This is a genomic window from Inquilinus ginsengisoli, from assembly GCF_050434925.1.
GTDB classification, from domain to species: domain Bacteria; phylum Pseudomonadota; class Alphaproteobacteria; order DSM-16000; family Inquilinaceae; genus Inquilinus; species Inquilinus ginsengisoli_B.
Window position 1 is genome coordinate 2304774 of sequence record NZ_JBNDJK010000001.1, and the last position, 12869, is coordinate 2317642.

General features: G+C 69.6%; 10 protein-coding genes and 1 pseudogene. 7 read left to right on the forward strand and 4 right to left on the reverse strand.

What is annotated here, in order from left to right; all coding sequences use genetic code 11:
- Positions 1-143: 143 nt before the first annotated feature.
- Complete coding sequence (locus QFZ27_RS11050) at positions 144-3278, reverse strand: multidrug efflux RND transporter permease subunit (protein ID WP_429226387.1); 3135 nt, start codon at positions 3276-3278, stop codon at positions 144-146.
- Between the two features lie 2 nt (positions 3279-3280).
- Positions 3281-4435 (reverse strand): efflux RND transporter periplasmic adaptor subunit, encoded by a 1155-nt coding sequence (locus tag QFZ27_RS11055; RefSeq protein ID WP_429226388.1) that lies wholly within the window; start codon positions 4433-4435, stop codon positions 3281-3283.
- Between the two features lie 458 nt (positions 4436-4893).
- Here QFZ27_RS11055 and QFZ27_RS11060 point away from each other — a divergent pair, with 458 nt between their 5' ends.
- The 7 genes and pseudogenes from QFZ27_RS11060 (at position 4894) to QFZ27_RS11090 (ending at position 10066) form a co-directional block, all read left to right on the forward strand.
- Positions 4894-5172: a hypothetical protein gene (locus QFZ27_RS11060; protein WP_429226389.1), complete on the forward strand. Its 279-nt coding sequence runs from the start codon at positions 4894-4896 to the stop codon at positions 5170-5172.
- 88 nt (positions 5173-5260) lie between these two features.
- Entirely contained in the window at positions 5261-5425 is a 165-nt protein-coding gene (locus QFZ27_RS11065) for a hypothetical protein (protein WP_429226390.1), read from the forward strand.
- 182 nt (positions 5426-5607) lie between these two features.
- On the forward strand, positions 5608-6573 hold the full coding sequence (locus tag QFZ27_RS11070; protein WP_429226391.1) for a homoserine kinase: 966 nt from the start codon (positions 5608-5610) through the stop codon (positions 6571-6573).
- A 29-nt stretch (positions 6574-6602) separates the two neighbouring features.
- Positions 6603-7067, forward strand: a complete 465-nt coding sequence (gene rnhA / locus QFZ27_RS11075) for a ribonuclease HI (protein ID WP_429232442.1) — start codon at positions 6603-6605, stop codon at positions 7065-7067.
- 113 nt (positions 7068-7180) lie between these two features.
- Positions 7181-7402 (forward strand): annotated as a pseudogene (locus tag QFZ27_RS11080) (RNase H family protein); the annotation flags it as partial.
- Between the two features lie 183 nt (positions 7403-7585).
- Positions 7586-8629, forward strand: coding sequence for an IS110 family RNA-guided transposase (locus tag QFZ27_RS11085; protein ID WP_429226392.1), 1044 nt, complete (start codon positions 7586-7588; stop codon positions 8627-8629).
- 438 nt (positions 8630-9067) lie between these two features.
- Positions 9068-10066, forward strand: coding sequence for a saccharopine dehydrogenase NADP-binding domain-containing protein (locus tag QFZ27_RS11090; protein WP_429226393.1), 999 nt, complete (start codon positions 9068-9070; stop codon positions 10064-10066).
- Positions 10067-10191: 125 nt separating this feature from the next.
- Here the strand turns inward: QFZ27_RS11090 and QFZ27_RS11095 are convergent, their stop codons facing one another.
- Complete coding sequence (locus tag QFZ27_RS11095) at positions 10192-10674, reverse strand: peroxiredoxin (RefSeq protein ID WP_429226395.1); 483 nt, start codon at positions 10672-10674, stop codon at positions 10192-10194.
- A 49-nt stretch (positions 10675-10723) separates the two neighbouring features.
- Positions 10724-12853, reverse strand: coding sequence for a protein-disulfide reductase DsbD family protein (locus QFZ27_RS11100; RefSeq protein ID WP_429226397.1), 2130 nt, complete (start codon positions 12851-12853; stop codon positions 10724-10726).
- Positions 12854-12869 lie beyond the last annotated feature (16 nt).

A 12869-nucleotide genomic window follows, 5' to 3' on the forward strand; every position in this document is an offset into this window, starting at 1 on the left:
ATCCTGGCCGGCGCCATCGCGCCGGCCAGGAGATCCGTCGAATGGCTGTTGCGTCTGCACCTCCGACCGATCTCTCCGCACTGACCGGGGATTTGGGTGATAGTGCGGGGAAGGCGGAGGGAACCTGTAGCAGTCCCGCCGCCTCATTCCCCAGCAGACGGCGCGGCCTCGGGGGCCAGGTGCGGCGCCATTGCGCCGCCCTGCGGCCGGCGGCTCGCCAGCCAGACCCGGAGCTTGTCGAGATACAGATAGATCACCGGCGTCGTGTACAGGGTCAGCGCCTGGCTCAGGATCAGGCCGCCGACCATGGCGTAGCCCAGCGGCTGGCGCAGCTCCGACCCGGTGCCGGAGCCCAGCATCAGCGGCAGGCCGCCCAGCAGCGCCGCCATGGTCGTCATCATGATCGGGCGGAAGCGCATCAGGCAGGCTTGGCGGATCGCCTCGTACGGCGTCATCCCCTGGTCGCGCTCCGCCTGGATGGCGAAGTCGACCATCATGATGCCGTTCTTCTTGACGATGCCGATCAAGAGGATGACGCCGATCAGCGCGATGACGCTGAAGTCGAAGCCGAACAGCATCAGCATCACCAGCGCGCCGGCGCCGGCCGAGGGCAGGGTCGACAGGATCGTCAGCGGGTGGATGTAGCTCTCGTAGAGCACGCCGAGGATGATGTAGATGACGATCAAGGCGGCCGCGACCAGGTAGGGCTCGCTGGCCAGCGACGACTGGAAGGCCTGGGCGTTGCCCTGGAAGGCACCGGTCAGCGAGGCGGGCACCCCCATCTCCTGCTCGGCCTGCTGGATCACCGCCACCGCGTCGCCCAGCGCCACGCCCGGCGCCAGGTTGAAGCTCAGCGTCACCGCCGGGAACTGGCCCTGGTGGTTGATCGACAGGAAGGCCGTCGGCCGCGTGGTCCAATGCGCCAGCGCACTGATCGGCACCTGCTCCCCGGTCAGTGGCGACTTGATGTAGATCCGGTCGATCGCCGAGGGCTTGTCCTGCAGCTGGGGCAGCACCTCCATTACCACATGGTAGCTGTTCACCTGGGTGAAATACTGCGCCACCTGGCGCTGGCCGAAGGCGTCGTAGAGGGTGTCGTCGATCAGCTGCGGCTGGATGCCGTAGCGGGCGGCGGCGTCGCGGTCGATGTCCAGCGTCAGTGTGGTGCCGCCGGTCTGCTCATCGGTGGCGACGTCGCGCAGCTGCGGCAGGGTCTTCAGCTTCTCATAGACCTTGGGCGCCCACTGGTTCAGCTCGTCGATATTCGCGTCCTGCAGGGTGTACTGATACAGCGTGCGGCTGGCCCGGCCGCCGATGTTGATGTCCTGGGCCGGCTGCAGGAACAGGGCTGCACCCTCGACCTTGGCCAGCTGCGGCCGCAACCGGTCGATGATCTGTGCGGCCGAGGCCTGGCGCTCGTCGCGCGGCTTCAGGGTGATGAACAGGCGGCCGTTGTTCAGCGTCTGGCCACCACTGGAGCCGAGCGCCATGCCGACGGTGTCGACATCCGGATCGGCGGCGACGATCTTGCCGAGCTCGACCTGCTTGCGGCTCATCTCGGCGAAGGAGATGTCCTGCGCCGCCTCCGACGTCCCCATGATCAGGCCGGTGTCCTGCTGCGGGAAGAAGCCCTTGGGGATGACGACGAAGAGGTAGCCGGTGGTGGCGATGGTCGCGAGGAACACCGCCAGGGTGACGCGGTGGTGCTTGAGCGCCGCGTCGAGCGACCGGCGGTAGCCCGCCAGCATCAGGTCGAAGCCGCGCTCCGACAGCCGGTACAGGCGGCCGTGCTTGCCAGTGTCGTGCTTCATGAACTTCGAGCACATCACCGGGGTCAGGGTCAGCGACACGATCGCCGAGACCAGGATGGTCATGGTCACGGTGACGGCAAATTCCCGGAACACCCGGCCGACGATGCCGCCCATCAGCAAGAGCGGGATGAACACGGCGACCAGCGACAGGCTGATCGAGAAGATGGTGAAGCCGATCTCGCCGGCGCCCTTCAGCGCCGCCTGCACCGGCGACAACCCCTCCTCGATATGGCGGTGGATGTTCTCCAGCATGACGATGGCGTCGTCGACGACGAAGCCGACGGCGATGCTGAGGCCCATCAGCGACAGGTTATCGAGGCTGTAGCCGAAGGCGTACATCAGCGCCAGGGTGCCGACCAGCGCCAGCGGCACGGTCACGCTCGGGATCGCCGTGGCCCAGAAGCTGCGCAGGAACACGAAGATCACCATCACCACCAGGCAGATGGTCAGCAGCAGGGTGAACTGGACGTCGGCGACCGAGGCGCGGATGGTGGTGGTGCGGTCGCTGAGGATGTCGACCTTGACTGCCGGCGGGATCGCCGCCTGCAGCTGCGGCAGCAGCGACTTGACGTGGTCGACCACGTCAATGACGTTGGCGCCGGGCTGCTTGAACACGATCAGCAGCACCGCGCGCTGGCCGCCGGACCAGGCCGCGAGCTTGTCGTTCTCCGGCCCCTCCACCGCCTGGCCGATGTCGCGGATGCGCACCGGCGCGCCGTTCTTGTAGGCGATGATGACATTGTTCCAGGGCTCGGCCTTCAGCTCCTGGTCGTTGTCGTAGATGGTGAAGGTCCGCGTCGCGCCGTCGATGCTGCCCTTCGGGCTGTCGGCGGTGGCGTCGGCGATGACGCCGCGCACGTCCTCCAGCCCGATGCCCAGCGCTGCCAGCTTCTGCGGGTCGACCTGCACCCGCACCGCCGGCTTCTGCTGGCCGCCGATGGTGACCTGGGCGACGCCCGGCACCTGGCTGATGTTCTGGCTCAGCACGTTCTCGGCATAGTCGTCGACCGTGGTCAGCGGCAGCGTGTCGGAATGGACCGCGAACACCAGGATCGGCGAGTCGGCCGGGTTGACCTTGCGGTAGGTCGGCGGCGAGGGCAGGTTCTTCGGCAGCTGCCCGCCGGCGGCGTTGATCGCGGTCTGCACGTCGCCGGCCGCGGCGTCGATGTTGCGGTCGAGGTCGAACTGCAGGGTGATCGCGCTGTTGCCGAGCGTGCTGCTGGACGTCATCTGCGACACGCCGGGGATCTCTGCGAACTGCCGCTCCAAGGGCGCCGTCACCGACGAGGCCATGGTGGTGGGGTCGGCCCCGGGCAGCTGGGCCGAGACCTGGATGGTCGGGAAGTCGACCTGCGGCAGCGGCGCCACCGGCAGCAGCGGATAGGCGACCAAGCCGACCAGCAGCACCCCGGCCATGATCAGCGAGGTGGCAATCGGCTTGCGGATGAAGGGGGCCGAGATGCTCATGGTCAGGCGCTCGGCCGGGTGGCGGCGGCCTCGCGGGTCTGCACCCGGGTGCCCGGCTGCAGCCGGTACTGGCCAGCGGTGACGACGCTGGCGCCGGCATCGAGGCCGGTCTCTACCACCGCGGTGCCGTCGGTGATCTGGCCGATGCCGACCGGGCGCAGCTCGACCGTGGCGTCCGGCTTCACGGCGTAGACATAGAGCCCGTCAGGCCCGCGCTGGATCGCGGTGGAGGGCACGGTGACCACGTTCTGCTCGGTGCGCAGCAGCAGCCGGACATCGACGAACTGGCCGGGCCACAGCTGGTTGGTCTTGTTCGGGAAGGTCGCCTTCAGGCGGATCGTGCCGGTGGCTTGGTCGATCTGGTTATCGACCAGCTCCAGCGTGCCCTGGTCCAGCGGCTTGTCGTCGCCGCGGGTGTCGGCGAAGACCGTCAGCGGGCCCTTGGCCATCGCCGCCGAGATCTCCGGCAACTGCTCCTCCGGCAGGGTGAAGATCGCCGTGATCGGGTGCAGCTGGGTGATCACCACCAGGCCGCCGGTGTCGGTGGCGTGGACGATGTTGCCCTGGTCGACCAGCCGGATGCCGGTGCGGCCGTTCAGCGGCGAGGTGACGGTGGTGTAGCTGAGCTGGGTGGCGGCGCTGTCGATCGCCGCCTGGTCGCCCTCGATCTGCGCCTGCAGCTGCGCAATCAGCGCCTTCTGGGTGTCGACGCTCTGCGCCGTCGCATATTGGTGCAGGTTCTGGAAGCGCTGCAGGTCGAGCTGGGCGTTGGTGAGCTGCGCCTCGTCCTTGGCCTTGGTCGCCCTGGCCTGGTCCAGCGCCGCCTGGAACGGCCGCGGGTCGATCTGCGCCAGCACCTGGCCGGCATTCACATGCTGGCCTTCCTGGAAGGACACAGTCTGCAGCTCGCCGTCGACCCGACTCTTCACCGTCACCGTGTTCAGCGCCTGGACGGTGCCGAGGCCGGTGAGGAAGACCGGGACGTCGCGGCGCTGCGCCGCCGCCGCCTCGACCGGCACCGTCGGGGGCGGTGCCTCGGGCGCGGCCGAGGCGGCGCTGCCGCGCAGCTCGCGCCCGACCAGCACGGCGGCGCAGACCAGAACAAGGGCGATCGGGGTGCCGATCCGCAGCACCGTCCGGCGGGCGACAAGGGGCATCTGCATCTCTCCGGCGGGCAGGCAATCGAGAGAGACACGGGCGCCGCGGCCATGACGGCCGCAGCGCCCGCGATCGACGTCTCCTCCCGGTCTTCGGCTGGCCCGGTGCGTCTCGGGCCTGCCTCTCGCTGCTGAACGAACGACGAAAGGTGACTTTGCCCAATTGGGGAGTCAATGAGGGGAGTTCAGCAGAGGACAGGATGACGCAGCAGTTTTATTTTTGGTAAGAATGGCGAATATTAGATCTGGATTAGCTCTTTGTTAAAATCCCGTAAGGGTAATTCCGCCGCCGCCGTTGCCGCCCATATGCTGCAGTGCGGAAACGCACGACGCTGCCGCGATCGCGGCAGCGGGCTCAGCCCGGACCGCCGGCGTTCCGCAGGACTCAGAAAGAATACACGACGCGACCGGCAAGCCGGCCCGAAGGGCCGCTCCGGATCTGGTTGAAGAGGTCCATCATGGTTCTGCTCAGGCATCCCCGCCCCGCGGGGTTCGTGGCCCTGCTCCTGCTCGGAACGGCTGTCGCCGGGCCGGCTTTCGCCCGCACCGGGTTGCAGTCCGAGCATTATGTGATCCCGCCGCAGATGGCGCAGGCCGAATCTGCCGACACCGCGGACATGTCCGTTCCCTCCTTCGATCACGGCGAGAACGGCGCCGACCGCGGTACGGTCGGCCACGATTTCGGGGGGCATGACCACGATCACGACGGCCATGGCGGCGGTCACGGGAGGCGGTAAGCCTCCGCAAGGAAGCCTCCGGGCGCTCGTCAGAAGCACGGCATCCCGCTGTACCCATTCACCATCTCATTCACCAAAGGAGCCCATCATGTCTGTCCTGAAGATCGCACGTCCCGTCGGCCTGGCGGTCCTGATCGCCGTGGGCGTTGCGGCTTCCGTCTCCGCCGAAGCCCGCACCGGCCTGCAGTCGGAGCACGGCCCGAGCGCGCTCCAGAGCTCGCACGGTCCCACCTATCCCAACCCGCGCCGCTGAGCCGCCTCTGCCGACAGCAGCGAAAGGGCGGCGGCAGGTCTCCCGGCATCGGCCGGCGAGCCTGCCGCCGCCCTTTCCGTTTTGCCGGTCCTGCTGATGTATCGCGCACCACTCTCTTCCTTCGACAAGCCGTCCCCTGCGCTCTATGAAGTCTGGCTCAGCCGCTTTCATCCGAGCGCTCCATGGCCGTCTACACCGAAGTCACCGACGAGGATGTCGCCGCCTTCGCGGCGGAGTACGACATCGGCACCGTCCTGTCCCTGAAGGGCATCGCCGAGGGTGTCGAGAACTCCAACTACCTGCTGGTGACCACGGCCGGGCCGCATATCCTCACGCTCTACGAGAAGCGGGTGGCCGAGGCCGACCTGCCCTTCTTCCTCGGCCTGATGCAGCATCTGGCGGCGCGCGGCATCGAATGCCCGCAGCCCGTCGCCGCCCGCGACGGCCAGGCGCTGCGCCGCCTCGCCGGGCGGCCGGCGGTGATCGTCACCTTCCTCGACGGGCTGTGGCCGAAGCGGATCCAGCCCTGGCATTGTCAGGCGCTCGGCCCGGCTTTGGCCCGGATGCACGCCGCCGGGGCCGATTTTCCGATGACCCGGCCGAACAACCTGTCGCTCGATGGCTGGCGCCGGCTGGTGGCGGATTGCGCCGATCGCGCCGACACCGTGGCGCCGGGCCTGGCCGAGGGCATCACCCGCGAGCTCGCCTTCCTCGAAGCGCAGTGGCCGACCGACCTGCCGGTGGGCCTGATCCATGCCGACCTGTTCCCCGACAACGTGTTCTTTCGCGACGGCCGGCTGTCCGGGCTGATCGACTTCTACTTCGCCTGCACCGACATGCTGGCCTACGACCTGTCGATCTGCCTGAACGCCTGGTGCTTCGAACCGGACGGTGCCTTCAACGTCACCAAGGCGCGGGCGCTGCTCTCGGGCTATCGGGCCGAGCGGCCGCTGTCGCCGGCCGAGGTCGCGGCGCTGCCGGTCCTGGCGCGCGGCAACGCGCTGCGTTTCCTCCTCACCCGCCTCTATGACTGGCTGAACCACCCGCCGGGCGCCTTCGTGCGGCCGAAGGATCCGCTCGAATACTGGCGCAAACTGCGCTTCCACCAGCAGGTCACCAGCGTAGCCGCCTATGGGATCGACCCGTGACCGACACCGCTGCGACGACGAAGAAGCCGATGAAGCTGCCGAGGGTCGAGATCTTCACCGACGGCGCCTGCAGCGGCAATCCCGGCCCCGGCGGCTGGGGCGTGCTGCTGCGCATGGGCGAGACCGAGCGCGAGCTCTATGGCGGCGAGACGCTGACCACCAACAACCGGATGGAGCTGATGGCGGCGATCCAGGCGCTGGAGGCGATGAAGCGCCCGGTCGACGCGGTGCTGACCACCGACAGCCAGTATGTCCGCAACGGCGTGATGCAGTGGCTGAAGGGCTGGAAGGCACGCGGCTGGGTGACCGCCGACCGCAAGCCGGTGAAGAACATCGACCTGTGGCAGCGGCTCGACGCCGCCACGGTGCCGCACAAGGTCCGCTGGGAGTGGACCCGCGGCCATGCAGGCCATGCCGAGAACGAGCGGGTCGACGAGCTGGCCCGGAAGGGTTTGCGCGAGCACGGCCGCGGCCTGACGCCGGTCGAGGGTTGATCCGGACGGCCGGCTTTCCGCTCTCCCCATTCTCACACCATGTCATGCCCGGGCTTGACCCGGGCATCCAGGAAATGTCGAGGCCGCTCTGGTGGCCCCGGCCCCTGATGCAGTGGCTGAAGGGCTGGAAGGCACGCGGCTGGGTGACCGCCGACCGCAAGCCGGTGAAGAACATCGACCTGTGGCAGCGGCTCGACGCCGCCACGGTGCCGCACAAGGTCCGCTGGGAGTGGACCCGCGGCCATGCAGGCCATGCCGAGAACGAGCGGGTCGACGAGCTGGCCCGGAAGGGTTTGCGCGAGCACGGCCGCGGCCTGACGCCGGTCGAGGGTTGATCCGGACGGCCGGCTTTCCGCTCTCCCCATTCTCACACCATGTCATGCCCGGGCTTGACCCGGGCATCCAGGAAATGTCGAGGCCGCTCTGGTGGCCCCGGCCCCTGATGAGGTGGACGGCCCCCGAACGGCATCAGTGTGCCAGGATGAGGCTGTCAAAGATCTCATCGAAGGAGGCCGTCCGTGACCGAGATTACGCGCATTGGGATGGACACGTCGAAGAGTGTTTTCCAGCTGCACGGGGTGGATGCAGCGGAGCAGGTGGTGCTGCGGAAGAAGCTGCGGCGTCAGGACGTGCTGAAGTTCTTCGCCAAGCTGCCGCCGTGCCGGGTGGGGATGGAGGCCTGTGGTGGATCGCACTACTGGGCTCGGGAGCTGCAGGCGCTGGGCCATCAGGTGGAGTTGATCCCGCCGCAATACGTCAAGCCGTACGTGCCGCGCGGCAAGACCGACGCGGCGGATGCCGAGGGGATCTGCGAGGCGATGAGCCGGCCGAAGGTGCGGCAGCGCCTGGTGCCGGTGAAGAGCGCCGAGACCCAGGCGGCTTTGATGCTGGCCGGGCTGCGCGAACGGCTGGTGCGGCAGCGGACCCAGCTGATCAACACGATCCGCGGCTATGCCTCCGAGTTCGGGCTGGTCGCCGCCAAGGGCCCGGCCAAGATCACGGCGCTGTTGCGGCGGATCGAGGAAGATCCGACGGTGCCGGAGACGGCGCGGGCCCTGTTCGCCGAGCTGGCCTGCGAGCATGCCCGGCTCGAGGTGCAGGTCGAGGCCGCCGACGCCCGGCTGATGGCCTGGCACCGGCAGGGCGAGGCGAGCCGTCGCCTGGCCGAGATCCCCGGCATCGGGCCGGTCGGCGCGACCATCCTGGTGCTGAGGGCGCCCGAGCCCCAGCGCTTCGGCTCCGGCCGCGACTTCGCCGCCTGGATCGGCCTCACGCCCAAGAACCACAACACCGCCGGCAAGCAGCGGCTCGGCGGCATCACCCGCGCCGGCGACGAGGCCTTGCGCAGCCAGCTCGTGGTCGGCGCCACCTCCGTGATCCGGCAGGTCAGCCGCGGCACCAGCCGCTCGGCCCCGCCCTGGCTGCTCGATCTCGTCGCCCGCAAGCCGGCCAAGCTCGCCGCCGTGGCGCTGGCCAACAAGATCGCCCGCATCGCCTGGAAGCTGATGGTCTCCGGCGAGCGTTATCGCCCCCAACCCGCCGCCGCAACCCTCGGCGCCTGAGAGCTCCGCGGCGAGCGGGAGCCCTCACGGGCTCGCCCGCTCCCGCTGAGGCCGGACCTGCAAGCTGACGAGCAGATGATTGGGATCGATCGATCCAAGCCGGGAGACACTCCGTGCAATCCAGTGGCGCCTCAACGTCTCGCCCCTGTCTGGAACTCCCGCCGTGGATATCATCTTGGCCAGCGGTCATCGCGACCGCACTCAACAGGCCGGACATATGGATGCTAGCGATCCGCTCCCTGACCATGCCCAAATGCCTTGCAGGCAGGGGGCCGTCCACATATGGATTGCCGGGTCAAGCCCGGCAATGACAAAAGGGGATAGTGCGAACCCAAACCGCTTGAACCCGACCACCCTCGCTCCATATTACTAATAGTAAGTTACTATTAGTAATAATGCCGCCGCGCCTGTGCCGGCGGCCTGGAGAAGGGGAAGGTCATGGTTCAGCGAGTCCTGATCGCCGGCGGCTATGGGGCGGTCGGCGGCACCGTCGCCCGATATCTGCGCCAGTTGGCGCCGGATCTCGACATCATCCTGGCCGGGCGGTCGCCGGACTCCGGCGCCGCGCTGGCCCGCGAGATCGGGGCGAAGACGCTGCGGCTCGACGTCGCCGATCCGGCGGCGGCGCTGGCCGATCTCGGGCCGGTCGACCTGATCGTGGCGGCGCTGCAGGACCGAAGCGACGCGCTGATCCACGCCGCCCTGGCGCAGGGCGCCGCCCATATCGGCATCACCAAGGTGGTGGAGGAGACCGGGCCTGCGATCTTCGCGGCGCTGCATGCGCCGCCGCGGCGGCCGATCGTGCTGGCGGGGCACTGGGCGGCCGGGGTGCCGATCCTGGTGGCCCGGCGGGCGGTCGCGGAGTTTGCCCGGGTCGACTCCGCTGCCATGGCCGCGCTGTACGATGAGCAGGACGCGGTCGGGCCGATGAGCGCCGCCGATGCCGAGGCCTTCTCCGGCCGTGCCCTGCTGCGCCGGACCGGGCAATGGGCCTGGGTCGATGGCGGCGAGCACAGCCGCGTCCTTCGCCTGGCCGACGGGCTCGAAGCGACGGTGCGGCCCCTGGCCGCGCTGGATGTGCCCAGCCTGGCGGCGCTCACCGGCGCCCCCGACATCCGCTTCGATTTCGGCATGGGCGAATCGATCGGCACCCGGGACGGCGGCAGGGCCTCGCATGAGGCGCTGATCGAGATCGCAGGGGTGCTGCGGTCGGGGCAGCCCGCGCGGCGGCGAGTCCTGGTGTCGGACCCGAAGGGGGTGGACCATATGACGGCGCTGGGCGCCCTGGTCGTCGCCGAGCGCGTGCTCGGCCTGGATGGGCTGCCGCTGCCGACCGGCGGCCTGGCCCTGCCCGAGACGCTGGTCACGCCCGAGGCGGCGATCGCGCGGTTCGAGCAGTTCGGGGTGCGGATCACGACCGAGACGGATCCGGCGTAAAGGCTTGCCGGCTTCCTTATCCTGTCATGCCCGGGCTTGACCCGGGCATCCAGGAAATCTCGATGCCGCTCTCGGTGGCCCCTGGATCGCCGGGTCAAGCCCGGCGATGACAGAACGGGGACGGATTACAGCGCCGCGAGGATCGCTTCGCCGCTCGACACCTCGAAGGCGCCCGGCTTCTCGACGGCGAGATGGGTGACGACGCCGTCCTTGGCGATCAGGGCAAAGCGCTGCGACCGGGTGCCCAGGCCGTAGCCCGACCCGTCCATCTCCAGCCCCAGCGCCTTGGTCAGGGTGGCATTGCCGTCCGGCAGCATGAACACCGTGTCGCCGCATTCGTTCTTGTCGGCCCAGGCCTTCATCACGAAGGGGTCGTTGACCGACAGGCAGACGATCTGGTCGACGCCCTTGGCCTTCAGCGCCTCGGCATTGCCGGTGAAGCTGGGCAGGTGCTTGGCCGAGCAAGTCGGGGTGAAGGCGCCCGGGACTGCGAACAGCGCCACAGTCTTGTCCTTGAACAGGTCGTCAGTCTTGATCTCGGCCATGCCCTCCTTGCCGAGATACTTCAGCGTGACCGAGGGGATGCGGTCGCCAACCTTGATCGTCATGGGTGTTCTCTCCGCCAGAATCCGAGGGGCCGGCCGTGCCGGCCGGATGTCATGAACTCGCGCCGCGGGCCTGCTTCAGGGCGCTCAGGACCGCCTCGGTGCTCAGCAGCTCCGGCAGCAGGATCCCGTCCGGCGCCCCTGGCCCGTACACGGCGTTGAACGGTATGCCGTAGCGGCCATGCGCCGCAAGGTAATCGGCGATCGCCTGGTCGGGATTGGTCCAGTCGGCCAGCAGCGGCGCCACGCCAGCCTCGCCCAGGGCCGCGGCCACTGGGTCGCGCTCGATCACCAGCAGCTTGTTGACCTTGCAGGTCAGGCACCAGTCGGCGGTGACGTCGACGAACACCACCTTGCCCTCGCGCACCAGGCCGGGGATGGCGGACCGGTCGAACCGCGCCCAGGGAATCGCCGAGGCGGCCTGCGGCGTCGCCGCATCGGACCGGTCGAAGCGCAGCGGCAGCAGCACCGCGGCCAGGGCCAGCACCACGGCGGCGGCGGCGCCCAGCCGCCGGATCGCGATCCCGCCGCGCCGGCGCAGCCACAGCACCAGGACGATTGCCGCCAGCACCGCCGCCACCAGGGCGGCGGCCGCCGGCCGCACCTGCACGGCGAGGACCGAGAGCAGCCAGGTCGCCGTGCCGAACAAGGCGAGGCCCAGCACCATTTTGACCCAGATCATCCAGCGGCCCGGTCGCGGCAGCAGCCGGGCCAGGCCAGGCACCGCGGCGATCAGCAGATAGGGGAGGGCCATGCCGATGCCGAGCGCGGCGAAGATCGTCCCGATCTCGGCCGGGCCGCGCGACAGGGCGAAGCCCAGCGCGGTGCCGACGAAGGGGGCGGAACAGGGGGTGGCCAGCAGGGTGGCGAAGGCGCCGGTCAGGAACGGGCCGACCAGGCCCTCCTTCTCCGGCCGGCCGGTGCCGCTGGCCCGCGCCGCGGCGTCCATGGCGCGGCCGGGCAGAACCACCTCGAACAGGCCCAGCAGGTTGGCGCCGAACAGGGTGACGATCACCGCCATCGCCGCCAGGAACACCGGCTCCTGGAACTGCAGGCCCCAGCCGACCGAGGCGCCCGCCGCCTTCAGCCCGACGGCGCCAGCCGCCAGCACCAGGAAGGAGGCGACGATGCCGGCGGCGGTGGCCAAGAGGCCCAGCCGCTGCCGCCGCGGCGTCCCGGCCTCGACGCCGCCGAGCCTGACGATCGACAGGAGTTTCAGCGACAGCACCGGCAGCACGCAGGGCATCAGGTTCAGGATCAGCCCGCCCAGCAGGGCCACGCCCAGGATCGACAACCAGGCAGCGGCCTCGGGCGCCGCGGCCACGGCCGCCCCGACCGTCGCCTCGGCCTCGACGCTGCGCGGCCCGTCGACCAGGGTCAGCACCAGCGGGGAGCCGGTCAGCGCGGCCGGCGGATCGGTCACCGCCTGGATGCGGTCGATCTCGGCCACCAGCCTGCGGCCGCCCTCGCTGGTGGTGATGCGCGGCGCGGCGAAGGCGTCGCCCGGCGCGCCCTCCACGAACAGGTCCGGCGCCTCGAAGGGCTCGCGCGCCGTCGCCTCGATCCGCAAGCCCCCATTCGGGCCGGCGGCGGTGGCGGCGACCGGGCCGATGGCGAGGCCGGCGGCGCTGCCGTCGCCCGGCACGGCATTGGCGTAGCGGTCGATCAGGTTGGCCGCGGCCGGGTCGGGCGTCGCCGCGCCGGCCGGAAGGTCGAGCGTGAAGCTGAAATTGGCGGGGATGCAGATGTCGCTGCACACCAGCACGGTCGCGGTCAGGGCCAGGTGCTGCGGCTGTCCTGGTTGCGCCACCGGCAGGGTCAGCGGGAACACCACCTCGGTCTCGTAGCCATAGGTCTCCAGGCCGAACAGCTGGAACCGGTGCGGCGCCGGATAGGCCAGGGTCGCGGTGCCGAGATTGGTCGAGCCCGCCCAGTCCAGCGCCGGCGGCAGCCCGGCATCGCCGGGGGACCGCCAATAGGTCTTCCAATGCGGCTCCAGCCGGATGTGCAGCCCGGCCGGGATCTCGCCCAGGGTGCCGGTGCCGTCGACCGCCGTGACCAGCCGCGCCGACGCGCCCTTGGCGTTCTGCCACGGCGTCTCGGCGGCTCCGGCCGCGCCCGGTCCGGCCATTGCGGCGAGGCCGAAGGCGGCGGCCACAAGGACTGCGAGCCTAGGAGTCATCGAATCTCCGGCACCA

Coding starts and splice junctions, on each gene's coding strand:
- QFZ27_RS11050 (WP_429226387.1), bottom strand. CDS start 3,278: ATGAGCATCTCGGCCCCCTTCATCCGCAAGCCGATTGCCACCTCGCTG.
- QFZ27_RS11055 (WP_429226388.1), bottom strand. CDS start 4,435: ATGCCCCTTGTCGCCCGCCGGACGGTGCTGCGGATCGGCACCCCGATC.
- QFZ27_RS11060 (WP_429226389.1), top strand. CDS start 4,894: ATGGTTCTGCTCAGGCATCCCCGCCCCGCGGGGTTCGTGGCCCTGCTC.
- QFZ27_RS11065 (WP_429226390.1), top strand. CDS start 5,261: ATGTCTGTCCTGAAGATCGCACGTCCCGTCGGCCTGGCGGTCCTGATC.
- QFZ27_RS11070 (WP_429226391.1), top strand. CDS start 5,608: ATGGCCGTCTACACCGAAGTCACCGACGAGGATGTCGCCGCCTTCGCG.
- rnhA (WP_429232442.1), top strand. CDS start 6,603: ATGAAGCTGCCGAGGGTCGAGATCTTCACCGACGGCGCCTGCAGCGGC.
- QFZ27_RS11090 (WP_429226393.1), top strand. CDS start 9,068: ATGGTTCAGCGAGTCCTGATCGCCGGCGGCTATGGGGCGGTCGGCGGC.
- QFZ27_RS11095 (WP_429226395.1), bottom strand. CDS start 10,674: ATGACGATCAAGGTTGGCGACCGCATCCCCTCGGTCACGCTGAAGTAT.
- QFZ27_RS11100 (WP_429226397.1), bottom strand. CDS start 12,853: ATGACTCCTAGGCTCGCAGTCCTTGTGGCCGCCGCCTTCGGCCTCGCC.